This is a genomic window from Coleofasciculus chthonoplastes PCC 7420 (assembly GCF_000155555.1).
GTDB lineage: Bacteria > Cyanobacteriota > Cyanobacteriia > Cyanobacteriales > Coleofasciculaceae > Coleofasciculus > Coleofasciculus chthonoplastes_A.
Map to the genome: position 1 here is coordinate 230,213 of NZ_DS989841.1, position 26,630 is coordinate 256,842.

Consider the following 26,630-nt stretch of genomic DNA (forward strand, 5'->3'; position numbering starts at 1 on the left):
AAAATCAGGGAAAACTCATGTCTACACCGATTCAGTTCAGCCGTTGGTTAGGGATAGTCTTGTTCATCCCATTGGTATTTCTGAAGCAGGAACCACTACAAGCCGAGTCGATAACGGCGGCTGATGATGGAACGAATACAAGTATTAATTTAGAAGGGAACCAGTTTAATATTACAGGCGGAACGCTTTCCGGAGATGGCGCGAATTTGTTCCATAGTTTCCAGGAATTTGGACTCGATGCTAATCAAGTTGCTAACTTTTTATCGAATCCTCAGATTCAAAATATTTTGGGTAGAGTATCTGGGAACGAAGCGTCAATTATTAATGGGTTAATTCAGATCACTGGTGGCAACTCTAATCTATTTTTGATGAACCCATCAGGATTTATTTTTGGGTCGGATGCCAGTCTGAATGTGCCAGGAAGTTTTACGGCAACGACGGCAAATGGAATTGGGTTTGAGAATGGTTGGTTTAATTCCAGTGGTGAGACAGACTATCAATCCTTAGTCGGTTCGCCCAATCGTTTTGCGTTTACGATGGATCAGCCCGGAAGCATTATTAATGCAGGTGAATTGGCGGTAAGTGAGGGAGAACATTTAACCCTGCTGGCGGGTCAAGTTATTAATACGGGAACCCTTTCCGCCCCTGGGGGTACTATTACAATGACGGCGGTTCCTGGAGAAAACTTAGTCCGGATTTCTCAAGCGGGGATGTTACTGTCTTTAGAAATTGAAGCCGCAACCGGGGAAGATTTCCTGCCAACAGCAGAGGAGATTTCACCATTACAATTAGCTGAGTTACTCACCGGACAAGACGAAGAGAGTACAGGCGTTATTGTTGAGTCAGCAAATACGGTGCGACTCATCGGTTCAGATGTGGTAATTCCCACTATATCAGGAACAACAATTTTATCTGGCGTGATTGATACCGCTAGTGAACAAGTGGGGGGTAATGTCTATCTAGTGGGCGAACAAGTGGGAGTCATCAATGCCACAATTAATGCCTTTGGTGGTGATGGGGGTGGCACAGTTTTGGTTGGTGGCGGGTTTCAAGGACAAGGTACGATACCGAATGCTTTACAGACATTTGTAAGTTCAGATTCCGTTATTTATGCTGATGCACTTGAACATGGAAATGCTGGGCTGGTTGTGGCTTGGGCAGATGAAATCAACCGTTTTTATGGCAGTGTGAGTGCCACGGGGGGCGAAACTTTCGGTGATGGCGGTTTGGTGGAGATATCGGCTAGAGATAGTTTGATTTTCCGAGGATTGATTGATGTTGGGGCAACATCGGGAAATCTAGGAACTATCTTATTTGATCCGAAGAATATCACGATTAGTGATGGAGGAACAGATGATTTCAATCTCAATAATGCCTTTGGTGAGAATTCAGATAAGTCAGTTACCTTTGATGCGGATCAATTTAATGCCCTAATGGGGAATGTGGTTCTGCAAGCGAATAATGATATTACGATTAATCAGAGTATCAATGCCAGTAACATTGGCACGTTGACGCTGCAAGCGGGCAGAAGTATCACGATTAATAATGTAGTCATTACTTTAGACGGCGGCAACTTTAGCGCCACAATTAATGATGAAAATTCAGTAGCCACCCAGCGAGAATCCGGAGTTGCCCAATTTGTGATGAACTCAGGCTCGCAAATTTTCACCAATGGGGGTAATATTTCCATAAAACCGGGGAACTTTGGCGGTGATGCGATTGGAACGGTACAGCTTAATGGTGGAACTCTCAATTCTGGAGATGGTGCGATTGAGATTACTGGCAGAGGAAGTAGTGACGGTGCAGCAAAAACGGGGATTTTTCTGACTAATGGTACGGTTGTGGAATCAACAGGAACAGGTACTATTACTTTAGAGGGAACTGGTGGTTCTGGGACAAGTGCGACTCGCGGTATCGAGATTCAAAATCCTGGAACACGGGTAAGTTCCGAGGATGGCGATATTTTAATTAACGGCATTGGTGGAGACTCAACCGGGAACGATAACTTTGGTATTTTTATGCTGGGTGGTGTGGTTGAATCCACAGGAATCGGCAATATTACTCTAGAGGGTACAGCGGAAACGGGAACAGATGGGAATCGGGGTATTCAGATTCAAAATTCAGGAACCGTAAGTTCAAACGATGGTGATATTCTCCTAAGAGGTGAAGCCGAAAATGCCACGGGAAACAATAACTTTGGTATTTTTATGCTGAGTGGCGGTGTGGTTGAATCCACAGGTTCAGGGAATATTACTCTAGAGGGTACAGGGGGAACAGAGGCTTCTAGTCGCGGAATTCAGATTCAGGATTCGGGGACAAAGGTAAGTTCTAATACAGGGGATATTCTTCTTAGCAGTATAGGTCAAGATGCAACCGCCTCAGATAATATTGGTATTTCTCTGCTGGGAAGTGGTACGGTTGAAACTCAAGGTATTGGAAATATTACATTGACTAGCGACGGTAGTATTGATGCTAGTAGTGGAATCCTGGATAGTAGTTCACCGACGAATGGTGGGGATGTTGTCATCGAAGCCAATCGGGAAATTACCACTGGGAAAATTAACACCACTGGTGGTTCCGGGGGAGGGGGTAATGTTAGCCTTAATGCCCCTAATGATATTCAAGTTAGCTGGATTAATACAGAAGGGGGTATCACAGGCGGTGCAGTTGATATTACCACTGACAGCTTTTTCCGCGCCACTGATATCTTTACCGCTGCTAATGGTATACCTGCAAGTATCTCCACCATTGGAGGGAGTGAAGGGGGTACGATTACAATTAACCATGGGGGAGATAATGAAACTCCCTTTGAAATCGGTGATGCTAGTATCAATGGGATAGCCGCCTCCCTTACCAGTGGTGATGCGACAATTTCTCCGGTGGAATCCTTTCCCGGTAATCAAACCACAGGAAATATTCAGATTATTGGTGCAGGTTCTCCAGAGACACCTGTACCGCCAGAAACGCCTGTTTCTCCAGACTTAATGCTGTCCCCGGATGTTATTTACAATCTGTATAACGGAATTGATTTAGACAGTCTTGGTGAGTCTTCGTCTTTTATCAACACTACCGATAATGTTAATCAAGCGCTGCCGATTATCAACGCCTCAACCGCCCTTTTAACCCTACAAGATGCAACAGGGGCGACGAATCGCTATATTGAATCCTTAGAACAAGCCCGACTGAAAGAATTTGCGGATTACTTTGGGCGAGATTTCTCTCAGTATTCAATTTCCTTAGCCAGTATTGAACAAAAATTGGCAGAAATTGAACGCCAAACTGGGAATCGTTCCGCCGTCATTTATGCGGTAACCCAACCGGATGGAGTGAAATTAGTCCTCTTTACCGCCGCTGCTGAACCTGTCACTAAAGTTATCCCAGTTAATCGCGACCAACTTCTAAGAGTTACAAATGAACTGCGAGTCCAACTGACGGATGCATTTCGCCGTCGGGGGAATGGTTATTTGAAACCCGCGCAACAACTTTATCAGTGGTTAATTGCACCGATTGCATCGGAACTGGAAGCGGCTGAAATTGATACGTTACTCTTTTCCATGGATGCGGGATTGCGAACGATACCTATGCCAGTCTTGCATGATGGTGAACAGTTTTTGATTGAAAACTACAGCCTCAGCATGATTCCCACATTCAGCCTGATGAATAGTAATTATCAGCGGCTGACAAATCCGCGAATCTTAGCGATGGGGGCATCAGAATTTACGGAACTTAATCCGTTACCAGCGGTTCCGGTAGAGTTATCAACGATTGCCCAAGAAGTGGGTGGTCAAGTTTTTCTCAATCAGGAGTTTACCTTAGAGAATTTAATTCAAGAACGCCAGCGTTATCCTTATGAAATTATTCACTTAGGAACTCATGCCGATTTTAAATCTGGCGGACCAAGTAATTCCTATGTGCAGTTGTGGAATGATAAGCTAACTTTAGACCAAATGCAACAGATGAATTGGGATAATCCGCCTGTGGAGTTATTAGTATTATCGGCTTGTCGCACGGCGGTAGGGGATAATCAGGCGGAGTTAGGATTTGCTGGATTAGCGGTGGCGTCGGGTGTGAAAAGTGCTTTAGGAAGTGTTTGGCAAGTAAGTGACCAAGGCACATTGGCTTTAATGACTGAGTTGTATAACCAATTGGGTCAGACTCAAATTAAAGCAGAGGCGCTACGAGAAGCCCAGTTATCGATGTTGCGGGGAAATGTCGTGATTGAAGGGGGACAATTGCGCGGAAGTGGAACGCGAGGAGGGGTATCGTTACCGCCACAATTGGCTGAGTTAGGACAAGTTGATTTATCCCATCCTTATTATTGGTCGGGATTTATGATGATTGGTAGTCCGTGGTAAGTTATAGCGCTACGCGCTAGGCAATAGGCAATAGGCAATAGGCAATAGGCAATAGGCAATAGGCAATAGGCAATAGGCAATAGGCAATAGGCAATAGGCAATAGGCAATAGGGTAAAAACAGTCATTATTCCTTTGACGTTGCTAAAACAAGGCTTTAATTTTCTGCCACAATTCCATTAGCTTTTGATGCCATTTTTGCCCACGCCTACGATTAGTCGCCAGGTTTTGTAGCATCCACAGTTCATCATCATTGGGGTTCAAGTTTAACCTGAAGTTCCCCCCATCCCGATTGAGGATAGAAGCCGAAACCCGGACTATATAAGCATTTCAGACAATTACTCTTCTCAAATCGTACCCATGTATATTTAAGATTTTCTTAATAGTCTTGGGGAAAAATCTGTGAGATAATTGTAGTCATGTACATAGAACGTGTTCCGAACCGAAATTCCCCACCCGCCGTATTACTTCGTGAGTCCTATCGCGAAGGCAAGAAAGTGCGGAAACGTACCCTAGCGAACCTGTCTAAATTGCCGGATGAAGCCGTAGACGGCTTAAAAATCCTTCTCAAAGGAGGCAAAGCCATTGAAGACATCGAAGAAGCGTTTAACATAGTCCGTTCTCGCCCTCACGGTCACGTTGCCGCTGTGCTAGGAACAATAAAAAAAATCGGATTAGACTCGATTATCAGCGGTGAAAACACACGTAACCGACGATTAGTGCTATCGATGATAGCGGCGCGGATTATTGCCCCTAAGTCGAAATTAGCCACAGCCAGAGGATTACAAGAGGCAACTAAACTATCCAGTCTAGGAGAACGATTGGGATTGTCTGGGACGGATGAAGACGAACTCTATTTAGCCATGGACTGGCTCTTGTCTCGGCAAGAGGAGATAGAAAAGAGTTTGGCAGCTATCCATCTGGTAGAAGGAACATTAGTCCTCTATGATGTCAGTTCAACATATTTTGAAGGAAAGACTTGTCCTTTGGCACAATTCGGATATAATAGAGACAAGAAAAAAGGAAAATTGCAAATAGTATTTGGATTATTATGTAATGCCCAAGGATGTCCCATTTCTGTAGAGGTGTTTGAAGGAAATACAGCCGACCCTAGTACATTAACCCAACAGATAGAAAAAGTCCGCACTCGGTTTGGATTAAAGAAAATAATCTGGGTGGGGGACAGGGGAATGATAACACAAGCGAGAATCCGAGAAGACTTGAAGGAACAGCACGAGTAGACTGGATAACCGCGCTACGTTCAAGCCAAATCCGGAAACTGGTTAATCAGTCGTACATTCAGCTCTCTCTATTTGATGAAAAAGACCTAGCTGAAATTACTTGTGAAGACTATCCGGGAGAGAGATTAGTCGCCTGTCGGAATCCCTTCTTAGCTGAAGAAAGAAAGAGAAATCGCGAAGAGTTATTGCAAGCCACTGAGCAGAAATTAGATAAAATAGTCAGCGCCACATCGCGGCAAAGATGTCCCCTAAGGGGTGAAGCTGAAATTGGACTGAAAGTCGGTGAAGTCATCAACAAGTATGGTGTGGCTAAACACTTCAATATCCAGATAACTCCTGATAGCTTCTCTTACCAAAGAAACCGAGAAAGTATCGAGGAAGAAGCGACATTGGATGGTTTATATGTGGTGAGAAGTTCCGTACCCGAAGAAACACTGAATGCCGAAGATACTGTAAAAGCCTATAAGAGTTTATCGAAAGTAGAGCAAGCCTTCCGCAGCTATAAAACCATTGACTTAAAAGTGCGTCCCATCTATCATCGTAACAGCGATAGAGTGAAAGCTCATGTATTCTTATGTATGTTGGCGTACTATGTAGAATGGCATATGCGTCGATGTTTAGCCCCGATTCTTTTCGATGAAGATGATTGGGAAAATGCTCTTAGATTACGTGAAGGAATAGTCACCCACTCAGTTCGGAGCGATTCGGCTTCTTCTAAAGCCCAAAAGAAGCGGACAGCAGATAACTTACCCGTGCATAGCTTTCAAACCCTGTTGGCTGATTTAGGCACGATTGTTAACAATCGAATTCAGTCTAATATTCCAGGTGTAAATTTCGACTTTGACAAGGTAACCGAACCGACTCCGGTACAAAGAAAGGCTTTAGATTTGTTGGGCGTCAGCCTGATTTGTACCCAGTGAAGCCGAAAGTGAAATCGCCCTAAGTCTGGATACGCATACAGTGTAGCGATTTGTCAAAGGGGAACTTCAGTTTAAAACCATCGCCCGATTATGCCAAGCTTTATCAGAGTTGGGATTCACCTTGATCGCTTGATCGAAGGATGTCAGCGCTTCTTGATAACGATGTAACTGATACAACAGGAAACCGCGATTACAGCAGGTTCTATCATCATCCGGTTGAATTGCCAAGGCGTGATTGTATGATGCGATCGCCTCCTGATGGCGATTTAATTTCCGTAATGTGTTCCCCCGATCAATCCAGGCTTTCCCATAGTTGGGGTTAATCGCTAAGGCGTGATTGTAGGAGTCAATCGCTTTTTCATACCGCTTGAACTTCCGCAACGCTATTGCCCGGTTGTACCATACTTTGACATCATTTGGGTTTAAGGTTAACGCTTTATCGTAGGACGCGATCGCTTGGTCGTAGCGTTTTAACTTTTGTAGTGTAATCCCCCGATAGTTCCATATTTTTGGATTATCAGGATTAAACTTTAACGCTTTGTCGAAACTCGCTAAAGCTTCTTCCTCACGTTCTAAATGCTGTAACGCTACCCCCTGATGATACCAAGCTGAGGTGCAATCGGTCTTAAGTGTTATTGCTTCATCGTAATAAAGAAGCGCACCTTCATAATCTCCTTTTTTGGCTAAAGCATCTGCTTTTTCTACCTTTAAATTCGCCTTGTCCTTAGCGGTTTGACGGTAGGATAAGGGACTGGAAATTGTTAAAGTTGGGTGTGAATGTTGTTGAGATTTAGGCAGGGAATCCCACTCATAACTCATTTCGTTAATTAACATAGGTAGACTCAGGCAGGCGTGATCAAGGTTCCAGTTTAATTTTAGCTGCCAAGCCTTTAAGCTGTACTCTTCCTAAATAAATAAATTATGTCAAAATGGTTTTTCTATAGAGTCTAGGGTTGAGAGGGATGAATGTTTCTTATATTTGTTGTGCAGAGAAAATAAAACTCAATAGAGACTTTACCGACAACCTATCTACGACAAGAATGACCCGGTAAGGCTTCTGCAAATCCCCGGAAAACGTTATTGTAGTGAAAGTAAGGTTAGAAAAAAAGATATGGCGGTTCAGTTGCGGCGACCTATTTTAGTGGGCGGTATTGCTTTATCCTTTGGATTATGGCTGCTAGACACTATGCATCAGTCGGTGGCGGAGTGGGGAGAGGTTGGACTCCTCGGCGCGATCGCACTCGGTAGTGGGGTATGGTTGTTTCAGAAGCGAGGGTCAAGTTCGGTGGAGTTATCTGTGATATCCTCGCCTCTAGATCGAGCTACGGTAGAGGGGGCGATCGCTCAAGCTGAAGTCGCTATCTCCCGCCTAGAAACAGAAGTCGAGAAGTCTGAAAATAGCACATCATTACGACAGCAGGTTTACCAATTAACCAGCCAATTGGATCGACAAGAATTGCAACTGCTTGTCACTGGCGGTAAAGGCGTCGGTAAATCCTGTTTAGTGAACGTCTTAAACACGAACGGGTTATCCGAACAATTCCCCACGGTTAGCGTACAAGAAACTACCGCCTTATTCCCAGGCGATCGCACTCAGGAGATGATCCCGAACTCGGATTTAATCCTCTTTGTGATCACCAGTGATTTAACCGATTCCGAGTTTCAGCTTTTGCAGCATCTGAAAGCGCAGAATCAGCGACTTCTGCTCATCTTTAATAAACAAGACCAGTATTTACCCCCAGAACGAGTGCTAGTGTTGCAACAACTGCGACACCGACTCGCCCAACTTTTCCCCCCAGAGGATATCATTGCGATCGCGGCGTCTCCCACTCCTCTAAAAGTGCGCCAGCATCAATCTGATGGGTCAATCCAAGAATGGTTAGAGGCGCAAACACCTGATGTCACTGCTTTGACGCAACGATTGCAGCCCATCTTAACTGAAGACGCCCAACAGTTAATCTGGGGAACCACTCTCAGATCCGCGATTAGTCTCAAAGCTGAAGCCAAAACCGCCTTAAATCAAGCCAGACGCGATCGCGCTTTACCCCTGATTGAACAATATCAGTGGATTACCGCCGCCACTGCTTTTGCCAATCCGGTTCCCGCTTTAGATTTACTCGCCACGGCTGCAATTAGTAGCCAATTAGTGATTGAATTAGCCGAAATTTATCAACAAAAATTTTCCCTATCCCAAGCCCAATCTGCTGCCAAAACCTTGGGTAGCTTAATGGTTAAACTCGGTCTGGTTGAACTCTCCACCCAAACTATCGGTGGTATTCTCAAAAGCAATGCGTTTACCTATATCGCTGGCGGTGCAGTGCAAGGCGTTAGCGCAGCTTATCTTACTCGATTAGCGGGGTTGAGTTTAATCGAATATTTCCAAGACCAAGAGATTAGCGAACCGACAGCAGCCGATAACCCCTTAAATCTTGACCGCCTGAAAGAGAAACTGCAAACTGTTTTCCAACAAAATCAACGGACAGCATTTTTACAGGGATTTGTTCAGCAAGCGGTAAAACGTTTGCGCTTAAATTCAGCGTCAGTCTAGTGTAGAGACGCACCATGGCGCGTCTCTACACGATTAATTTTCTGCTTCAGTCGTAAAAACGGAAGGAATAGACTCCTCCGCGTGACCCACATCAAACACAATCGCGAATTGTAAGTCAGGCATCATTCGCTTCAGAATATGCAAATGACCTTCAGCATCGCCACGACGACGGAAGCGACCCACAATGACATTTTGTAAATTGGACTGCAAGCGGACAATTTTCCACGGACTCAACTTGTCTTGATAATTCATTTCTGTAAAACCCCTTGTGTCAACGACCCATGACTAATAGCTGTACATGATAGTCAGGGCTGAGATTATGGATAGAGAACCCTGTAAGAGTATGTTTCAGTCTTATAGCAATAGACACATCGATTAGGACGTTCGGCACCATTGTAGAGACGCGCCATGGCGCGTCTCTACATAAATGATGTGTCCTAACAGCCATGGCGGTTGCTATATATAGTGATACAGCTTTCATCAGCGCTATCGGGATAGAGTGCCTGGTACCGCTACCTTAGAAGTTAAAACTGTGTCATGGCATCTCAACAGATTGTGATTAAAAAGAGATGAAATGCTATAGGCTGTGGAGCGTACTGATTTAATCAACCGAGCCATCGCCGCTATTTCAGCACTCGATCAACGTTATCCTAATCGAGGGTATCAGAAACTATGGCAGGGTAAACTACAAGGTAAAACTCAAGTCGAACTAATTGCTGATTTGGGCTTAAAAAGTCAAGATGCTGTCTCAAAACGTTGGCGGGAGTTATTAGAACGCCTTGCTGAGGAGTTGGGATTATTACAAACGGCAACTATCCAACTCGAACTGAAGGCGACAAGCGCTAAAAACGTTCGGCGATCGCGCTCAACTCAAGCTTGGTAAAACCTTTCAAGGGGTGCATTGTCACAATTATTTATACGGAAACACAACTTCTCGAAATGTAAGCGAAACTCTTCGACTTCTGCCGAATTCTCTTCCCTGATACTTATCATTTTTGCGAGCAGGAATTCCATGTTGCCACTGATAGCGAGCAACCCTTTGTAAAATAAGTAAACTCCCCGGTAATAGCAGAACAGGAATCTGGGTTTGCGTGGGTAGATGGGTTAAGTTCATCACACAACAACTCCCCAAACTTAGAGAGATAATGGTATTACCAAAACAGGGAACACAGTCAACATGATTGGTAATTCCTTGACCAGGTAAGTATTCATTGATAATTAGTTGATCGGGGGGAGTTGGGGTGACGCGATCGCGAACCAGTCTTTGCCCCAGTTGGTTTGCCCAATTTGGCAATTCTCCCAAGTAGCTGGCAGAGGTTAATGTCCGTTTTTGATACTCATAGCGATACCCATAATGTTGTACTCTGCGTTTTAATTGGGTTGACCATTCCTGTTGGTCGATAATCTCCAGTAATTGATTTTGCTCCTGAGTATTGATATAATCATGGATTAAGTTTAGTCCAGGTATTTCTGGCACAATAAAGTCTGATTTAGGGTCTACATCGAAATTTAGCGATTTTGACGAGGGTATCATTTTTGGCAAGTTTTAATCTATAATTAAATAATTAAATCATGGAATTTTAACATATCAAAAATATAAAATGAATCTCAATATATTTATTGGTGGGTTACGGCGGATACCGGATTAAAAGGTTATTGGCTTAAGGATTGTACTTTGGACAAAAAATAAATTTGCGTAATTTATTCGCCAAGGCATTTGGTCCAGAAAAATTAGATGTAGGGGCGGGTTTCGGCACAATTGTAGGGGCAAGTTTAGGGAATTGTAGGGGCGGGTTTAGGGAATCAATTCAGATATCCACCAATAACGGAACAACAAAACCCGCCCATTCCCCCACCGAAAGGCAATCGATTAATCCCAAACTGGACAACCCAACCCACCTTATTCGCAACCGAGATCGCAGTGAAAGGTTTGGGCAGGGCGGGTTTTGTAGAAAGGTGATTGGTGGCTCCATTAATTTTGTCCCTAAACCCGCCCCTACATTGGGTTTTATGTCCCGATATCATATTTTAATATTAACCTGAAACCCGAGCAAAAAACACCAAATTCCCAACCGCGATCGCACTTTGTTTGTCCAACGTCCAGTTAAGCAAATACCCGCCTAACCCACCCTACTGACGTGACCCATCTTAATTGATGGATTGGAATTGGTTCGTAGTGAGGGAACCTTAGCCCTCTCCAGCTAGGCATTATAGCACGCTTTGTGCTTACTACAAACAAAGCCCTATTTTAGTTGTGCCATGCCATTACAGGTTATTAATTTATTTTGTCTCAACGATAGGGATATTACCCGCCACAGTTTTGTCAGCAATCAACAATTAACAATTTACCGCTATGCTAGAACATTGGTGTTATCAGTTGCGCCCATAAAATGACTTTAATTCTCACCAATGATGATGGAATAGATGCTCCAGGGATTCAAGCACTCCAGCAAGCGGTTAAGGGTAAAAGCGTTATCGTTGCGCCTCAAACCCATTTATCCGGTTGTAGTCATCAAGTTACCACGCATCAACCCATCCATGTCCAACAGCGCTCAGAATTTGCCTACGCCGTAGCCGGAACGCCTGTCGATTGTACCCGTCTCGCCCTGACTCAACTGGTGCAAAATCCCCAATGGGTACTCTCTGGGATTAATGCAGGCGGTAATCTAGGGGTTGATATCCATATTTCCGGGACAGTAGCGGCGGTGCGGGAAGCGGCAATTCTGGGAATTCCAGGGATTGCGATTTCCCACTGGATTAAACGCCCGTTGGTGATTGATTGGCAAGTGGCTAGCCGTTGGACAACACGAGTGTTAGGAGAGTTATTTCAACGTCCCACTCATCCAGGTATGTTTTGGAATGTGAATTTACCTCACCTAGAACCCGGTTCTCCAGAACCTGATATCGTATTCTGTAAACCGAGTATTCAGCCCTTACCCGTTAACTATGTTGTAGAGGGAGATCACTATTACTATAAAGGCGAATATGCCAAACGCGATCGCGCCCCAAGTACAGATGTTGATATTTGTTTTGGCGGTAGTATCGCCGTGACTCTCCTGTCACTTTGAATTCCCAATTTTCACGGGAAATCTAGCAACCTGCATCGGGGCGGGTTTAGTTAGGGCTTACTGCACAACCCGGAAACCCTTATCTATCAAGGCTTTGAGTAGCATGGACATTGGCTCATCTTCAAGAACATAAGGTAAAACCTTTTCATACCCTTGCACCACTATCAGGGAAAATGTACCCTTGCTCCCCCTGCTCCCAGACGTGCCATGGCACGTCTCTACATTGCTTCCCCAGCTTTCCCTGCTCCCCCTCACCTCACCACTTATTCAGCAAGCCCTAGTTATATCTGGGTGTAACCGAAAGGATAGTAGTGAAACCCGCCCCTACACTGTCAATAAGGGTGCGGCTTGTAACAGGGTTTGGGTATACGGATGCTGGGGATTCGTAAACAAGTCTTCCGTTTCTGCCATTTCCACAATCTGACCCCGATTCATCACCGCGATCGCGTCACAGAAAAACCGGGCTACCCAGAGATCATGGGTAATAAATAAATAGGTTAACTCAAAGTCCTGTTTTAGCGATCGCATTAATTCCAGCACCTGCGTCTGCACACTTGCATCTAACATACTCACCGGTTCATCACAGATAATCAAACGGGGACGAGTAATCAACGCCCGCGCGATCGCGACTCGTTGCTGTTGTCCTCCGGATAAGTCTCTGGGATAGCGGTGGTAGTAGTCGTCTGGAGGTGTTAATCCCACCCGTTCCAGCATTTCCATCACCTGATGTTTCGCTTCTGTTGCTGTCGCTAGGTGGTGGATAAATAGAGGATCAGCAATACTATCACCCACTCTCATTAGGGGATTCAAACAAGCCAAGGGATCTTGAAAAATCATTTGAATATGTCGCCGCATATCCCGTAGAGATTTCCGGTTCAGTTGGGTTAAATTTATGCCTTGGAATTCCACAATACCAGAGGTGGGCGGAATCAGTTGCAAAATTGTGCGCGATAGTGTACTTTTTCCACATCCTGATTCTCCCACTAATCCCAAAACTTGCCCCGGATACAGGTCAAAACTAACCTCATCTACCGCTTTAATCAGTTGAGGTTCGCGGGACAGTAATTGGGCAATAAAATTTTGTTCTAAGGTGAAATACTGCTTTAACTGTTGCACTCGGAGAATGGGTGTTGGTAGATTGTTCTTCGATGTAGAGACGTTGCATGCAACGTCTCTACATTGTTCCCCATCATTCACCGTTTGCATCAGCAGCGCCGCTTGCAGGAGCGATCGCGTATACTCATGCTGAGGGTGGTGTAAAATGTCCCCAACTGCCCCCATTTCTACCAGTTTGCCCCCATACATCACCGCCACGCGATCGCAATATTCCCCTACCATGGCTAAGTCGTGGGAAATTAGCAACAGCGCCATCTCCCGTTCTTGGCAAAGTCGCGTCAATTCCTGTAATATCTGGGCGGAGACGGTGACATCTAGACTCGTGGTTGGCTCATCCGCGACAATCATCTTAGGATTGAGTAAAAGGGCGAGTGCGATCGCGACTCGTTGCCGCATTCCGCCACTAAATTCATGGGGATACTGGGACCAACGGTTAGCCGGAATCTTCACCGCTTCTAGGGTTTCAATTGCCTTTTGCTTACACTCAGAACGCGATAACTGAGGTTGATGCGCTTGTAAGGTTTCTAGACAATGATCCCCAATTGTCATCAACGGATCAAGGCGTGTCATCGGATCTTGAAATACCAGCGCCACCACTCCCCCGCGAAACTGGCGCAGTTGAGTTGGGTTCAACTCAAAAACAGACTGTCCTTTAAATTTAATTTGTCCTTCAATTTTTGTTGCTGTTGGTAATAACCGCATCGCAGCGCGTCCCAGAGTGGATTTGCCACACCCCGACTCTCCCACTAATCCCAATCGTTCTCCAGGATTCAGGGTAAATGAGACATCATCCACCGCCCAATATCCCGGATTAGTTGGATAGGCAATGTGTAAATTTTCGATGCAAAATAAAGTCATAAGCATGTAGGGGTGGGTTTAGCCGTTTAATTTTGATACCTACCGATAATTGAACAACAAAACCCGCCCTCCCCACCTTCAGATGCTGCCATTAACGCACCGTCTTATCGGTTATGTATCGAAGCGCTTCGCTTATTCACAAGATTGTTGTGTCCCATCGGGCAGAATTGCGTTACAGAGATTCGCTTGGTTAAGATTAGCCCCCTCTAGATTAGCCCCCTCTAGATTAGCCTCTTGTAGATTTGCCTTCTGCAAATTCGCCCCCGCTAAATTAGCATTACTCAAATCGGCTTGAAACAAGGTTGCTTCCTCAAAGTTCGTGTTTTGAAGGTCAGAATTGTACAGACTCGCACCACTCAGATTCACATTGCGGAAATTGGCTCCGTTTAAATTAGCATTAAATAAATTAGCACCCCGTAGTTCACGTTCCTCAGCCCCTTGATTCACAATTTCCCAAACCAAACGCCATTTGAGATCAAGGGTAGTCTCTTCATTAATTTTGGCAGTTCTCAGGTTAGCATTTTCTAGATTAGCTCCGGCTAAATTAACATTTCCGAGTTCGGCATTTCTTAAGTTGGCATTGGTTAAATCGGCATTACTCAGGTCAGCATAGCGCAATTCAGTATTAGTCAACTGAGTACCTTGAAGATTAGCGCCTCGTAAGTTGACAATAAATAAATACGCTTCAGCTAAATTGGCATTTTCTAAATTTGCGTTTTCCAGATTCAACCCTTCTAAGTTCGCACCTGACAAATCCGCCCCCGCTAATGCTTGTCCGGAAATTCCTTGATTAACCAACTCCCAAACAAATAACCATTTGTCATTCAGAACCGTTTGACTATTAAATTGGGTTCCCCTTAAATCGGTGCGAAATAACTTGGCATTTTCTAAGTTAGCGCCTTTGAGGTTTACCCCTCTTAATGAGGTTCCTTCTAAATTAGCGTCACCGAGATTGGCTCCTTCTAGAGATGCATTGGCTAATTTAGCCTGTCTTAAATCGGTTTCCTGTAAATTGGTACGAGTCAGATTAGCATTTTGTAATGAAGCATTCATCAGGTTTGCTTTCCGCAAATCTGCAAATTGTAAGTTGGCATTCTGGAGATTAGCGTCTTCTAAATCCGCCTCTTGTAGATTAACTTTAACGAGTTTAGATCGAAATAAATTAGCGTTAGCGAGTCTAGCATTCTGGAGATCTGCATCCTCTAAATTTGCCCCAGCAAGTCGGGCTTCCCGTAAGTCAGCTTCTCTTAAATCGGCTTCAACTAAGTTAGCGCCTTCAATATTAAACCCCCTGAGATTCCGCTTCCTCAAACGCACTCCCCGCAGATTACAAGTCGGACATTCTCCTTCATCTAAGAGCTTTTCTACATCTTGATCTTTGGCGGCTTGCACGGAATTGCTGAGACATAGCAGGATAACTAGAGCGATAGTTGTAAAGCTGGTGGCTAAAGGGAAGGGTTTAATTGTGGATAAACGCATAGAATAGTTAGTATAGATAAGTATTTACTATTTTAAACCAGCATGTAAAAAAACTCGAATTCAGAATTTATTAATCCATTGTAGGGGCGGGTTTAGGGACTCAATTGGGTTTGTTACCGATAACTGAACAACAAAACCCGCCCTTTATTCAATGGCGCTTTGGCTCAACCCCTTACATAAACGTAGCTTGCTTCTCGATGAAAGCGAGTATGACGTAGCTTGCCATTCCCCACCTGAATATCGGTGGGTTACGGCGGATAGCTGATTAAATAATTATCGCCTGAATTAAATTCCGCCTAACCCACCCTACGATTTATACAATTTTCAACATACCTTCAATCCCGCCCCTTTAAAATTGCAATGTGGTTCGTATTGTGCCAATAAATGTATCATCGTTATCGCTATTATGATCCGGTGCAGTTAGCCAAATTACCCCTGGTGTAATTGTAATATTATCGGTTAACTTATACTGGTAGAATGCTTCTAGATGTAGGGAGGTACTCGGATCATCAATGCCTAAATTCTTCAAGCCATCGCTCCCGGTAACTTTGGGTTCCATCCCGATAATAAATCCGCCGAGATTGCCAGTTTTGCCGAAATCCGGTAAGGCTAATGTTAGCGCCCAATACCATAAATTAGCATCCCCTTCATCAATAACATTAGCGGTGGTATAACCCGCCCATCCTCCAACTACAAATCGGGGATTAAGTTGTATGGAAGCGGCGAGGTTAACGGAATTTGTAACGACGGGTAAGTCTAATTGATTGACTAAATTAGTATCCTGACTACCGACTTGCCAGTCTTGGTTATACGCATTAACATAAGTCAAGCCAATCGTGGCGCGATCGCGAATCTCAAATTTGACTTGGGCTAATGCGCCATAAGCCCCATCAAATAAGCCGTTACCGGGTTCCGGATTTCCGCCATTCCCAGCTAAATAGCCTAAGCTAACTTCTAAGTGATCATTTACGGCGTGTCTTACCCCGACACCCGCCCCACTAACTAAATAATAAATCGGCGCACGAGTAGCAAAGCGAGATACCGCCCCACTCGCGCCATCCCCATCCAGATAAGGGTTAATCGTATCCGTAAAGTCATCCGCCGCCCCAGCATTCGCCGCGATCACGACTTGCGTCTGATTCCCGATCGGGAAACGGTACAATAAAGCATCAATCTCCAAGTCACTATCACTAGCCCCAGTAAAAGATAGTTCCCCTTCCGGTGTACCTGTGCGACGTTCCAGACGCCCTAATCCTTCCGCTTGTAGTCGGGTTCGCAGTAAATCTTGACCCGTGAAACTGGTGTCTAAATTTAAGCGGGTACGATGTCCCAATGTGGTGACAGTATCATCCTTAGAAACAATCCCCGCCGCGCCAATAATCACTTCTCCATCCAGTTGAGTTGTTGTCGAAAATTGGGTCAGTTCCAGTTCTCGAGTTCGGGCGGTTAAGGCATCTACATCACCCCGTAGCAGGGAGAGTTCTAAAACAAATTCATTGGTTAACTGTTCCAGTGTGGCTAAGTCTGCGGGAGGAACATCGCGCCCCCTGGCAATTAAGGATTGGATTTGATCTAAAGCCTGACGTAATCCGGCGGCAAATTCGTAGCGAGTCATTGACCGATTGCCTCGGAATGTACGATCGCGATACCCTGTGAGTATGCCATATCGTTCAATGAGCGATCGCAAGGCAGTATATGCCCAATCACTGGGCTGTACATCCCGCAACTGGGAAACATTCGTCACTTGACCTAAGCTATTATTATCTCCGTACTGATTAATTGGGTCTAAACGGTTCTCAGTCGGATCACTCGACTCATTCCCTACTGGTTCTGGACTCTCTAAGGTTTCCCCTAAAACACAAAACTCCCCCGCAACTCCACACCCTTGCACCTCAACCTCTTGTGCCGTAACAGTTCCAGCCCACATGACCCAAAACGCGATCGCTGTATTCATCCACAGCAGTTTCGGCAAAATTTGATCCATTTTTCGGTTTCTCCTTATGTCCGGTTGAATACTTAAGTAGGTGGGGACAATTAAAGTTAACGGTGGGGATTGTCATTTGTCATTCGTCATTTGTCATTCGTCATACTCACTGTCGCGAGTAGAGACGCGCCATGGCGCGTCTCTACATAAATGATGTGTCCTAACCGCTATGGCGGTTGCTATAATAATTTCACCCCCTCAACTCTACTGTATCAGTTCAATAAGTGCATTTGTTTTTATCGTATCAAGGCTTATTCCTAAGACTTTATAAACCTTTAATCTTCGATTCCAGCTATTACCCCTAAATGATCGAAGTTTTTCCTTTCAAAACACCGTCCGCGATTCCAAATTTGCCTCAATATCCTGACGAGTCCGCCAAACCGATCGCAATTCCTTCTGTGCATACAAGGGTAACTGATCACCAATATGCCCAGAACCCGGTTGTGTGGCATTGCCATAAACGGTGAGTACCCTTGCCTTAATCGGATCAGAAAACTCGATCGCGGCAATGTAACTATCCCCAGCCACTGATTTAAACGTTGTCTCATCCATCGGGGCAAAATCAATCACCTGGAAACTGCCCAACTGCCCAGACGCGCCACTTCCCGGTAAATCCACATCCCCATACTTTAATCGCGCCCTCTCACCCCAAGGGACATCTAACCTCCCATACCCTGCTTTAACCCTAGCGGCGGCTTCTGCTAAAACCTCCACCGCCGCCACCGGATCTGCCAAACTATCAGGGGTAGTCAGAGGCGATTGAGGGTTCCAACCTGTAGCAAACTGATTCGTATTCGGCATTAATTGTACCCAAGTGGCAAACAAAACCGTTCCGCGACTGTCTGCATTTGCCTGTCGATCCCAGTTGGCTAACACATTCGCGGCTTCATTGGCTAACTCATCCCCTGACTGTCGTGTTGCAGCAATTAAGTCATCGAGTATCCGATCTGCCAATTCTAGACGCGAGGAGAATTTTCGGGCAATCATCTCCTCAAAACTAATTGAATTCTCCCCCATCAACATTTTTGCCGATCGCTGGGCGCGAAAGTTCATCGATTGGGGTGCCATGTAGGGCGGATAATCATCAGGATTAATCGCTTGGGGAAATGTAGTCGTCCAGGGTGGATCATTAGCATTTTGTAACCAACCCGTTTCTGGGTCAAGGATGCGCGGTAAATCTGGATAGGGATGATACCTTGTCCATAAGGTTTCAGAGGTATCGCCGGGAACCACACCCTGCCAATACTGCCAATCTCCCTGAGAACGCACTGGCACTTGACCATTAAATATATGCAAAATATGCCCATCTCGGTCAGCATAGAGAATGGTAAACATGGGCAGTTGCAAACGGGCAACGGCTGTCTCAAAGTCTTGGCGATTACGCGATCGCATCATATCCCACAACTGTGCCATTAATTGGGGTTGGTCTAACCCCACCACCCGCAACGCGATCGCATTCCCCTCCTGTGAACTAACTACACAACCATGAATCGACCGCCGAATCACAAATTCCTGTTCCTCTAGTGTCCCATTGTCCTGCTTTACTTTTAGGGTTTTGGTTTCGGTTTCAAAAGGGCGAACTTGCCCATCAAACTCATATCCCCCATCCGCCAAAGTAAGTTCATAAGCCGTCCAACCCCGATGAGTGTTTACTGTCGCGGTCCAACCCAACTGATCATTAAACGCGATGGATAACATCGGCATTCCCACCAACGCCGCCCCATACGCATCAATCCCTGGGGCGGTTAACTGGGCTTCGTACCACAGGTAAAAATCAGACCAGGGTAAATGCGGATTCGCCAGTAGCATCGCATTCCCACTCGCCGAATGAGACGGTGCGATCGCCCATCCATTAGAACCCGCTTTGGAATCCCCCGATTTCAACGATTCCAAACGCTGGGGATTCACCACAAAATTAAAATGAGTCACCCGCTGTAAATGTGCCAACACATCCACCCCATCCACAGGCAAAACCACCTTGACCTTATCGTCAATTTGGTCATCATGTTCGGACGCATACCGATTAATCCCCGCCGCAAAGCTATCCAGATAACGCCGCATCGTCAGATCTTGCGCCTCGTACCATTCCCTTGCCCTGGCGGGAATACCCATAGTGCGGACATACTTATCGGAGTCCAAATAATCTTGCCCCCAATACTCGGCTGCTTTACCCCGTGCCTGTCCATATAACCTGAGAATAAGATTGCCATGACTCGCCGCTTGCGCCCAACCAAACGCCTGGAATAGATTCTCGGTATTATTGCCGTAAATATGCGGTACGCCCCAGGTATCCCAAAGAATCTCAGTTTGATCGTCTCCAGTAACTGGACGGTGAATTCCCCAGGCTACAGTAAAAATCACCGTCAGCAATACTACGATCAAAACTGAAAATCTTTTGTTCAATCGGGACATTCGCAATTAAAATAAACGTCGATATTTTTGTATGACTATAAATTATAGACTTTATTTTTTTAATCAACCACAATGAATTGTAAAATATTCCTTGAGGCTGAGTTCCTTCTTGGCTGCACCATTTTAGTGGCAATACGTTAAACTAGAAATTAGGTTAAGAATGGTAACCTAAACATCTCTAAAAAGAATAGAACATTAATGTCCACTGCTTTAATTACTGGAGCGTCGGCAGGACTGGGGGCTACATTTGCTCAGGAACTCGCTAAACGGCAAACCGATTTAGTGATTGTGGCTCGTTCCCAAGACAAACTACAGCAACTTGCCCAAGATTTACAAGCCACATACGGGATTCAAGTTGAGGTTATTCCCCAAGATCTTACCGTACCTGATGCCGTCCCAAACGTCTTTGAAATAGTCAATCAGAAAAATATTTCCATCGATTTACTGATTAATAATGCTGGGTTTGGCGACTACGGTGCCTTTAGTCAAACGTCTCGGCGTAAACAGCTAGAGATGATTCAGCTTAATATCCTGGCGTTGGTAGACTTGACTCATCACTTTCTCCCGCAGATGCAACAGCGAGGTTCTGGAAGTATTATTAACCTCTGCTCAATTGCTGGGTTTCAACCGCTTCCTTATCTATCCATCTATTCAGCAACTAAAGCCTTTGTGCTTAGTTTCAGTGAGGCGCTTTGGGCAGAAAATCAGCACACGGGTGTTAAAATTCTGGCAGCTTGTCCTGGACCAACGGAAACGAACTTTTTCACCACGGCTAATTTTGCAGAATATGCTCCTGAGAGTTTAAAACAGCAACAAACCGATTCCCCGGAGGTAGTGGTGCAGGAAATTCTCCAGGCTCTAGATGCTGATGATTGTACGGTAGTAACAGGGCGGTGGCAGAATAATTTTATCGCTAATCTGCCCCGATTATTGCCCAGAAAAACCCTGGTACAGCTTGTCGAGCAGCAATTTCGTCCTCAAAAATAAAGAAAAAGGGAACAGGGAACGTGGGAAGCAATGTTCCAGACGTAGCATTCTACGTCTGGGAGCTGGGGAAGTAGAGATACTTTCAAATGCCACGTTCGATCAGGGAATGCCTCGGTTCATGACCTATACATAAGTTTTATTGAGGTAAACGATTAAAATTGCTAATTTTATAGCAGTAGACACATCGATTAGGACTTTCGGCACCATTGTTCCAGACGTTGCATGCAACGTCTCTACATGACAAAGGTGCAACCAGGTTTAGGCTGCACCCTTTCAGTTGTCTGTATAAATCGAGGGGTCTAAAAACGTTTAGATTAATCGAGGTAATCAAGGAATTATGACCAATTCGTCACTCCTCTGCTGCTATAGGAGCAGAGGAGGCTTAATAGTTCGCCACTGGCGTAATTTCGTCTCCTAACAAGGGTCCGTACAGATTGGAAGCACCCGTTTCGTGACTATTCCAGTTTCCTTGAATAAAGTAGATTCCATCATGGCTGGAAGCCGCGATTTTTCCCGTGTGACCCTTTAAAGAGCCTTTGGTGATTTGCACGAGTTCATGTTGCTTGTAAACCATTATGATCCCTCTGTTTCACGTTTGTTCAAAAATTAGCTTTTCTTACTTATACAGTATCTTGGCAATTTTTTTACACCATCAGCAACGATCTTTAGATAGATTTTAGAAAGCCTTCAGATTTACAATGCCTTACAATAACACAGAACTCTGGAAACCGTTGGTATTGCTGGGGTATAAGCGATGGGCATCCAACAGAACAAGCCAGAGATCCATAAAACATCATGCCCATCCTGTCAAGATAGAACTATTACGTCTTTTTTCTAAGAGCAGATCCTCTCAGGGTTATGGATTTAAAGTAGAAGTATCGTCTCCTAAATTTCTCCTCATGTAAAAAGGACGCTAAAAAATGATGGTTAAATCTTACCGCAGACTGATCCTGTCCTTTATCATCATGGTTGGTCTGGTATTCGTGACCTCCTTTCAATCCGTTGCTCAGGCTAGGGATGATGTCGTCGATGTCTATTTCTTCCACAGCAAAACCTGCCCCCATTGCCTTGAGCAAAAGCCGTTAATGACTTATATCGATCAACACAATAAAAATGTTGAGGTTACGTCGCTTGAGGTTAACGACAATCCCAAGGAATGGCAGGAATTCCAAAAAGCCCGGGGAATCTCGTCCGGTGCGGTTCCCAGGACTGTGGTTGAGGACAAAATGTTCATTGGCTATAGTGAAGCAGAAGGACCTTTGGAATACATTCCAGTTCATCAAGGGTATATCGGCTACAAAAACCAAATTATTGCAGCGATAGAAACAGCCGTCGGATCTCCAATCAATTTACCCAAAACTGATCAAACGACTCAGCAACAAACCAGCCCCCCGTGGCAGGTCTTTTTAATCCCGTTCTGGTATCTATGTAGTTATCCGTTTTTGAAAGACCAGCTTGAGAAACGACAAGGTAAACGCTATTGGATTGGCGGGTTGCTGGCAACAACGATCATCAGTCTATTTGTATTTCTTGCTCTCACCCCTGATGCTGTAATTAAAACCTTTGCCCAAGGGCTTCCCTTCCCCCTATTTGTCTCTACCATTGCCCTTGCCGATGGCTTTAACCCCTGTGCGTTCACCGTTTTAGTCATTCTGCTGTCGTTACTCACCTATACCCGCAGTCGCAAGGATATGACCTTGGTGGGGACAACCTTTATTATCACATCAGCGGTGATGTATTTTATCTTTATCATGCTGATGGTCTTGGCGGGTTCAGTCTTCCTAGAAAACTATGGCGTTCGATTTATGCAAATTCTGGGAATTCTGATTACCGGGGCAGGTTTGATCAATATCAAGGATTATTTTTGGTTCAAAAAATCTATCTCCCTATCCCTCTCAGAAAAACAACAGTCAACGATCAATAAACGAGCGGGAAAGATCGTCAGAAACCTGAGAAATGCTAAAGGCGATCGCAAGATGTTTCTCGCTGCATTAGCGGGGACGGTTCTATTAGCCGTCTTTGTCAATATTGTCGAACTGGGTTGTACAGCGATTCTGCCTGCTGTTTACATGACGGCGCTGTTACAGTACTGCTCAGATACAATTGGCTTGTGTCATATCTCGTGGACAGCGTTGTATGCCGCGATTTACATTATGCCGCTGTTGGCTATTTTAGGCAACTTTATCTATTCGTTTAAGTCCACTCGACTCACTGAAAACCAAGGGAGAGTACTGAAACTGGTTGGCGGACTCTTTATGCTATTCTTTGGTCTGGCGATGATCTTTAAACCCCAGTTACTAACCCTGGGCTAATCACACTGATTTCTCTGATTTTCAGTAATGGTAGGGGTGGGGAGTTGACAGGTTAAGCTGTTCGGCATTTAAACCTTAATGTCAATACTATTGAAATCCTTGTAGGGCAGCATCTTGCTTGCTACTAATGCCCAATTTAAATGCACAACAGCTTAAAGGGGGAATTTTTTCTTCTCCCCCTGTTTTCGCATTGTATGAGTGAATTCAATTTAATAGGATAAAGGTGAAATTTCATCGCCCAGCAGGGGACCGTATAGGTTGGACATATCGTTTGTTTGATGCGTCAAGTCTCTGGCAATAAAATAGCTACCTTCATGGCTACAAGAGGCAATTTTTCCTGTATGACCTTTGAGAGAGCCTTTGATGATTTTTACGCGATCGTTTTGTTGATAGACCATGGTGCAACTCCTAGTTGGACGTTTTTCAATAAACTATTTCATTATATGAATGTTATTTTTTCAATTCTATGAAGCTGAACAGGCTTTTCAATAAAGTTTTGGCAAAATTTATTTTACAAAACTTTACAGTATATCTCCGAAAGATCCCCGACTTCTCTAAGAAGCTTCCCCTGCTCCCTCTGCTCCCTCTGCTTCCCCTGCTCCCTCTGCTTCCCCTTAGCTATCTCCCCAAAGCTGGGATAGGTGTTGACGCACCTCAAAAAAGTCATTCCAGGGTAAGTAAGGCTTTTGACGTTCATCGAGATATTGGCTGAGGCGATCGCGGGCGAAGACGACAGAGGCGTGCAATGCCATGTTAAAATCCGTTACCGAATCGCCGATCGCAATCTGTTCGTCTGCTGGGTGTTGTGCCATCACTTGAACTTTGGCAACTAATTCGCTATCCCCCTCAAACTCGGACAAGGGCTGGAGATAGTCACCACTGGTATCCAGATCTACAGCATAAACCGCCGCCACTCGTTCTAGCAGCGACGTTCCTCCCCGCTTTTGGCGACCCAACACCGTCTCCACCATACCGCGCAATCCCCCGGAAACCACCACAAACGGTACGCCGCGATCGTCCAGAAAATCGAGTAATTCCACTAAACCGGGGCGAATCGGTTTAGATTGGGTATAGGTGAGGATATCTGGATATCGAGAGGACGGAATTGATTCTAGGACGCGGCGCACACCTTCCCGTAGGGTTAGCCGTTTAGCGTAAAGTTCGGGCATCACTTGGGCAGATACCTCAGGCGCAAAATCCTTTAACATCCCGGCAAAGGTTTCTACTGCCGTAATCGTACCGTCGAAGTCACAAAAGACAACTCGCTGCATTCGAGATCAGAGGTTAGGTTTAACATTGATAAAGATGGTATAGTCTTAGCCATCCCATTTGCTTTATTATGCCGCCTTAAATCTCTCTCAGCAAAGAATAGATCAGATAGTTTTTAATTTTTAGATGAATCGATAAAAATCATCCGGCTACAACCTATAAACTTCTGAACGATGGAATAGATCGAAGTTAAACACAAGCCCTCAGAAGTCGATGTTCCTCGTTTGTGATAGTCCTCAACCTCGTATCCAGGTCAAGTTAGAGTATTTTCGATGGCATTATTATTCTCTAATTGATTTATATCTTGGAGTTATTAAACTTAGCGATAACTTAATAGATTTATCTTCAGGTATAAGAAATCCAGAGCGTAGCTGGCTGGATGCGTCGTGAGGATGACAACAGCTCAATTATCCCATAAGTACAATAACTCATTGACAGAAATCTTCGTTTTTCCTGCAACAGGTGAAATCTATCAAATGATGATGTTTTATCCATAAGATAAATTGAATCAAATCATTGATATGACCAATAGTTATTAGGTTATGATTGAGTCAGGATATAGCGGTTCGCGATTCGATGAGGTACACTCCGCTCACAGGAAAAGCATGAGAGATAAGGGATGGGGGATAAATTGGTGTATTTCATCGTAACGAGTAAGAACCGCGATCAGTATAGAAATCTAGTCCAAAGCGATTAGCGCATCAGGGGGTATGTACCAAGTACAATTGTGAACATAAGCCAAAGGAATGACTCTAAACTATCCCATCATTGAAACCCAACTCAGACTCATTAGAGCTTTACAGCGCGGATACGCTGAAGCCTTAGAAGCTGGAGATTGGCAAGCGGCGGAGTATCGTTGCGCCCATTTACATCGGTTGTGTGAAGGGCTACATCATCTGAGTTATTTGCTGGATCGAGGCAATGCTTTATCCACAGTGACACCCCAAAATCAAAATAATTGGGTGGGGACTATCCGGGGTAACAATCCGATGCACGCTTTAAATCAGTCCTCGGAGACGAACGAAAAGCCCCTTTCATCACGCCCTCTACCCCCTGAACCACCACCGATTGATGAAGTGTGGAATCAGTAAATGCTTCTAACGTTTCACAGTTGATGAGGGAGAGAGGAGAGATGTAGAAGATGAGGAAGATAGAGGAGTTGACTTGATATTTAACCTTCAGCAAGGGCGGGTTTGGTTAAGGTAGGGGTTGTCTCCTGAACGGTAAGCTGTTCGGCATTTAAATCTTAATATCAATAATGGCGCAATCCTTGTAGTGCGTTTAGCGAAGCCATGCCGCAGGCTTTGCATCTTGCTCGCTACTAATACCCAATTTAAATGCATGACAGCTTATTGGTATAGCAATAGACACATCGATTAGGATGTTCGGCACCATTGTAGAGACGCGCCATGGCGCGTCTCTACTTCAATGATTTGCTATTGCTTTTCTGTTGTATTCGGTTTTCTACCAATCAGAAGCGCCAGTTCCAGCCATTTCCAATAACAATCGACATCAGTATAACCAATTTCTCGTAGCCATTTCAGTTGAGTTTCTACATCCAATAATTTATTCGAGGGATCATCTGGTTTGTCAGCAATCCCCATGCAAGCGCGGAAATGTTCATGGAGTGCTGGTGTGGGAGAGGCGACGTGTTCTAAGTTACAAAAAATACCACCGGGTTCTAGCACGTTAAAGAGTTCAGCATAAAGGGAATACTTGCGTTCATGAGTTAGGTGATGAATGGCAAAGCTAGAAACGATCGCGTCAAATATACCTAACTCGGGCAAGGGATGATCTAAATCATGGGCGATGATTTTTACCGTCTCATCCCCAGCAAAGCGCTGTTTGGCAGCATCAAGCATTGTGGGCGAAAAATCGATCGCGATACTCTCGACATAGGGGCGGTCAATTTTCAGCAGTGCCAAAAGGCGTCCATCTCCAGTACCTAAATCGAGGATACGTTTGACGGTTTTAGGAACCTCTTCTAAGACAACAGCTTCACCTTCAGTGCGATGGGGGAGATTATCCGATCGCTCTAAATAAGATAGCGCATGGTCAGCCGATGTCCAGAGATTTGTCATTT

At 44.8% G+C, this 26,630-nt stretch carries 21 protein-coding genes and 1 pseudogene; 10 read left to right on the forward strand and 12 right to left on the reverse strand.

Features of this window, described 5'->3' with window-relative positions:
• Positions 1–17: 17 nt before the first annotated feature.
• Entirely contained in the window at positions 18–4,355 is a 4,338-nt protein-coding gene (locus MC7420_RS01000) for a CHAT domain-containing protein (protein ID WP_006098004.1), read from the forward strand.
• A 417-nt stretch (positions 4,356–4,772) separates the two neighbouring features.
• Positions 4,773–6,514 (forward strand): annotated as a pseudogene (locus tag MC7420_RS01005) (IS1634 family transposase).
• Between the two features lie 66 nt (positions 6,515–6,580).
• Here MC7420_RS01005 and MC7420_RS01010 read toward each other — a convergent pair.
• A complete protein-coding gene (locus MC7420_RS01010; protein ID WP_052307401.1) occupies positions 6,581–7,348 on the reverse strand; it encodes a tetratricopeptide repeat protein in 768 nt (255 codons plus the stop codon).
• A 277-nt stretch (positions 7,349–7,625) separates the two neighbouring features.
• Between MC7420_RS01010 and MC7420_RS01015 the strand changes: the two genes are divergently transcribed.
• Positions 7,626–9,062 carry a YcjF family protein gene (locus MC7420_RS01015; RefSeq protein WP_006097960.1) on the forward strand — a complete coding sequence of 479 codons (1,437 nt, stop codon included), beginning with the start codon at positions 7,626–7,628 and terminating at the stop codon, positions 9,060–9,062.
• A 33-nt stretch (positions 9,063–9,095) separates the two neighbouring features.
• Here the strand turns inward: MC7420_RS01015 and MC7420_RS01020 are convergent, their stop codons facing one another.
• Positions 9,096–9,314 (reverse strand): hypothetical protein, encoded by a 219-nt coding sequence (locus MC7420_RS01020; RefSeq protein WP_006097839.1) that lies wholly within the window; start codon positions 9,312–9,314, stop codon positions 9,096–9,098.
• A gap of 334 nt (positions 9,315–9,648) precedes the next feature.
• On the opposite strand from MC7420_RS01020, the gene MC7420_RS01025 reads away from it, so the two are divergent.
• Positions 9,649–9,945, forward strand: coding sequence for a hypothetical protein (locus MC7420_RS01025; RefSeq protein ID WP_006098075.1), 297 nt, complete (start codon positions 9,649–9,651; stop codon positions 9,943–9,945).
• Positions 9,946–9,972: 27 nt separating this feature from the next.
• On the opposite strand, the gene MC7420_RS01030 is transcribed toward MC7420_RS01025, so the two are convergent.
• Positions 9,973–10,596, reverse strand: a complete 624-nt coding sequence (locus MC7420_RS01030; RefSeq protein WP_006097841.1) for an alpha-ketoglutarate-dependent dioxygenase AlkB — start codon at positions 10,594–10,596, stop codon at positions 9,973–9,975.
• 158 nt (positions 10,597–10,754) lie between these two features.
• Here MC7420_RS01030 and MC7420_RS01035 point away from each other — a divergent pair, with 158 nt between their 5' ends.
• The 3 genes from MC7420_RS01035 (at position 10,755) to surE (ending at position 12,130) form a co-directional block, all read left to right on the forward strand.
• Positions 10,755–11,105, forward strand: a complete 351-nt coding sequence (locus MC7420_RS01035) for a hypothetical protein (RefSeq protein WP_006098227.1) — start codon at positions 10,755–10,757, stop codon at positions 11,103–11,105.
• Positions 11,106–11,321: 216 nt separating this feature from the next.
• Positions 11,322–11,456, forward strand: a complete 135-nt coding sequence (locus MC7420_RS43165) for a hypothetical protein (protein ID WP_006098044.1) — start codon at positions 11,322–11,324, stop codon at positions 11,454–11,456.
• Positions 11,453–12,130, forward strand: coding sequence for a 5'/3'-nucleotidase SurE (gene surE / locus MC7420_RS01040; protein WP_006098278.1), 678 nt, complete (start codon positions 11,453–11,455; stop codon positions 12,128–12,130). The genes MC7420_RS43165 and surE overlap by 4 nt, the downstream gene beginning before the upstream one ends.
• A 324-nt stretch (positions 12,131–12,454) precedes the next feature.
• Here surE and MC7420_RS01045 read toward each other — a convergent pair whose 3' ends face one another.
• The 5 genes from MC7420_RS01045 to MC7420_RS01060 all read right to left on the reverse strand — a co-directional run bounded on the left by MC7420_RS01045 (position 12,455) and on the right by MC7420_RS01060 (position 19,979).
• Complete coding sequence (locus tag MC7420_RS01045; RefSeq protein ID WP_044204197.1) at positions 12,455–14,110, reverse strand: dipeptide ABC transporter ATP-binding protein; 1,656 nt, start codon at positions 14,108–14,110, stop codon at positions 12,455–12,457.
• Positions 14,111–14,236: 126 nt separating this feature from the next.
• Positions 14,237–15,583, reverse strand: coding sequence for a pentapeptide repeat-containing protein (locus MC7420_RS01050; RefSeq protein WP_006098157.1), 1,347 nt, complete (start codon positions 15,581–15,583; stop codon positions 14,237–14,239).
• A gap of 349 nt (positions 15,584–15,932) precedes the next feature.
• Positions 15,933–17,510 (reverse strand): iron uptake porin, encoded by a 1,578-nt coding sequence (locus tag MC7420_RS01055; protein ID WP_449240166.1) that lies wholly within the window; start codon positions 17,508–17,510, stop codon positions 15,933–15,935.
• Positions 17,476–17,643 carry a hypothetical protein gene (locus tag MC7420_RS42205; RefSeq protein WP_232231605.1) on the reverse strand — a complete coding sequence of 56 codons (168 nt, stop codon included), beginning with the start codon at positions 17,641–17,643 and terminating at the stop codon, positions 17,476–17,478. The genes MC7420_RS01055 and MC7420_RS42205 overlap by 35 nt, the downstream gene beginning before the upstream one ends.
• Positions 17,644–17,891: 248 nt before the next feature.
• Positions 17,892–19,979 carry an acylase gene (locus tag MC7420_RS01060; protein ID WP_044204200.1) on the reverse strand — a complete coding sequence of 696 codons (2,088 nt, stop codon included), beginning with the start codon at positions 19,977–19,979 and terminating at the stop codon, positions 17,892–17,894.
• Positions 19,980–20,177: 198 nt separating this feature from the next.
• Here MC7420_RS01060 and MC7420_RS01065 point away from each other — a divergent pair, with 198 nt between their 5' ends.
• A complete protein-coding gene (locus MC7420_RS01065; protein ID WP_006098048.1) occupies positions 20,178–20,966 on the forward strand; it encodes an SDR family NAD(P)-dependent oxidoreductase in 789 nt (262 codons plus the stop codon).
• A gap of 382 nt (positions 20,967–21,348) precedes the next feature.
• On the opposite strand, the gene MC7420_RS01070 is transcribed toward MC7420_RS01065, so the two are convergent.
• The gene (locus MC7420_RS01070) at positions 21,349–21,540 is read right to left on the reverse strand and encodes a hypothetical protein (RefSeq protein WP_006098246.1); all 192 of its coding nucleotides are present in this window, start codon (positions 21,538–21,540) and stop codon (positions 21,349–21,351) included.
• A gap of 346 nt (positions 21,541–21,886) precedes the next feature.
• Here MC7420_RS01070 and MC7420_RS01075 point away from each other — a divergent pair, with 346 nt between their 5' ends.
• Positions 21,887–23,278, forward strand: coding sequence for a glutaredoxin (locus MC7420_RS01075; RefSeq protein WP_044204203.1), 1,392 nt, complete (start codon positions 21,887–21,889; stop codon positions 23,276–23,278).
• Positions 23,279–23,487: 209 nt separating this feature from the next.
• Here MC7420_RS01075 and MC7420_RS01080 read toward each other — a convergent pair whose 3' ends face one another.
• Positions 23,488–23,676, reverse strand: a complete 189-nt coding sequence (locus MC7420_RS01080) for a hypothetical protein (RefSeq protein WP_006098250.1) — start codon at positions 23,674–23,676, stop codon at positions 23,488–23,490.
• Between the two features lie 216 nt (positions 23,677–23,892).
• Positions 23,893–24,549 (reverse strand): HAD-IB family phosphatase, encoded by a 657-nt coding sequence (locus MC7420_RS01085; protein ID WP_006097984.1) that lies wholly within the window; start codon positions 24,547–24,549, stop codon positions 23,893–23,895.
• Positions 24,550–25,293: 744 nt separating this feature from the next.
• Between MC7420_RS01085 and MC7420_RS01090 the strand changes: the two genes are divergently transcribed.
• Positions 25,294–25,638 (forward strand): hypothetical protein, encoded by a 345-nt coding sequence (locus MC7420_RS01090; protein WP_006098037.1) that lies wholly within the window; start codon positions 25,294–25,296, stop codon positions 25,636–25,638.
• A gap of 345 nt (positions 25,639–25,983) precedes the next feature.
• Here MC7420_RS01090 and MC7420_RS01095 read toward each other — a convergent pair whose 3' ends face one another.
• Positions 25,984–26,628, reverse strand: a complete 645-nt coding sequence (locus MC7420_RS01095) for a class I SAM-dependent methyltransferase (RefSeq protein WP_044204206.1) — start codon at positions 26,626–26,628, stop codon at positions 25,984–25,986.
• Positions 26,629–26,630 lie beyond the last annotated feature (2 nt).